Source organism: Streptomyces sp. NPDC051907 (assembly GCF_040681075.1).
Lineage (GTDB): Bacteria > Actinomycetota > Actinomycetes > Streptomycetales > Streptomycetaceae > Streptomyces.
Genome location: NZ_JBFAYB010000236.1, coordinates 1 through 1531 on the forward strand (window position 1 = coordinate 1; position 1531 = coordinate 1531).

Annotated in this window: 2 protein-coding genes; both read right to left on the reverse strand. The window is 70.8% G+C overall.

Annotation, left to right across the window (positions count from 1 at the left end):
- Positions 1 to 468, reverse strand: a 468-nt coding sequence (locus AB0M39_RS42025; RefSeq protein WP_365374480.1) for a hypothetical protein, incomplete at its 3' end; no start/stop codon positions are given.
- Complete coding sequence (locus tag AB0M39_RS42030) at positions 465 to 1292, reverse strand: ParB/RepB/Spo0J family partition protein (protein ID WP_365374483.1); 828 nt, start codon at positions 1290 to 1292, stop codon at positions 465 to 467. The genes AB0M39_RS42030 and AB0M39_RS42025, both read right to left, overlap by 4 nt.
- Positions 1293 to 1531 lie beyond the last annotated feature (239 nt).

Consider the following 1531-nt stretch of genomic DNA (forward strand, 5'->3'; position numbering starts at 1 on the left):
GGGGTGGTGCTCGCCTTCGGGCTGGGCGGGGACGGGCGGGTCGCCGAGGCGGGCCAGCTCCTGGGCGATGTCGTTGGTGCGCATGGGCACGTAGGACGGCAGCGCGGGCATGGGGCCCCAGAGCTGGGCCATGCAGACGTGGTCGTACGCGCCGTAGTAGGCCCAGAGGTCCAGGTCGGGGGTGGCCTTGAAGAACTCCTCGGCCATGCGGCGGATCTTCCGCCGGGGGTGGACGTCGGGGTGGTCCAGGTCGAGGCGGTCCACGCCGCGTGCGCCGCGCGGGTTCTTGACGACGGGGAGCTGGGGCCAGACGTTGCGGCCGAGCCAGGGGTGGGTGCGGACGGCGTGCTGGTCCATGTCGGCGTTGACGGCGTACAGCTCGCGGCCGTCCTCGGCGACGAGGGCGATGCTCACCAGCTCGATGACGGTCCCGTCCTCGCGGAACTCCAGGTCGATGGACGTCTTCATGCGACCGGCTCCCCCACGCGGACGGCGGCCTGGCCGAGGAGCTTGTCCCAGTCGACCGGCGGGGCGTTGGTCTTGGCGGCCTCCAGGACTACGTTGGCGATGCGGACGGCGGCCGACAGCAGGGGGCCGGTGGGCTGGTCGCCGAGGTGGTCGCGCATGGCCTCGATGTCCAGGAGGAGCTGGGACTTGGCGGCGACGTCCATGACGACGACCATCTCCGCGAGGCCCTTCGCGGCGAGGGACTGCTCGCCTGCGACGCGTGCGCCCCGGCTGCTCTCCTGTTCCTCGGTCTCGGCGTAGTGCGCGCCGGACGGTCCGGCCGGGATCACCTGGCCGCCGTCTTCGTCGGGCTCTTCGCCGGCGTCGGGCAGCTCCGGCTCTACTCGGTCCATCAGCTCGTCGAGGTAGCCCTCGTCGTAGCCGGTGCCGTCCAGGCCGTGTTCGCCGTCGGCGATGTCGGACAGCAGCTCGGCCAGCAGGAAGTCGTTGCGGCGGCTGAGTTCGGCGGTGCGGTTGGCGGCGGCGACGATGCGCTTGGCGGCCATGTCGTCCACGTCCACGCGGATCACGTCCAGGTGGGACCAGCCCAGGGAGTCGGCGGCCTGGGTGACGTGGTTGTGGCTGAGGATGTAGCCGGTGGACTTCTGGACGATGATCGGCTCGAAGAGGCCGTTGTTCTTCAGCGACCGGGCGATCTCTTCGACGTTGCCCTCGTTGGGGTTGCCGGGGAACTGCTTGAGTTCGCCGATCGGTACGCGCTCCAGCTTCTGGAGGAGCGAGTCCAGGCGCGGGTCGGCGTCGCCGTCCGTCGTCTTGGGGGTCATGGGCTGGTCTCCGTGGATTGGGCCGGTCGGCCGCCCGGCCGGGCGGCCGGGCGGATTCCTGTCTCCCGAAGATAGCTGTATGTGACGATGGAGTAGCAGTGGGTGACGGAAGGCGGGGGCGAGTTGTTCAGAGTTGCCCTGAACAACTCGTGGGGCTGGCGCGGGCGGCGGCCGGTGCGGCAGGGTGGAGGCACGGCGCACCGCCTGGCGGCCGCGCCGTAGGGATGCGTCTACTGACC

What these genes read in the sequence shown, in the direction of transcription:
- AB0M39_RS42030 (WP_365374483.1), bottom strand. Translation starts at nt 1,292, where the DNA reads ATGACCCCCAAGACGACGGACGGCGACGCCGACCCGCGCCTGGACTCG.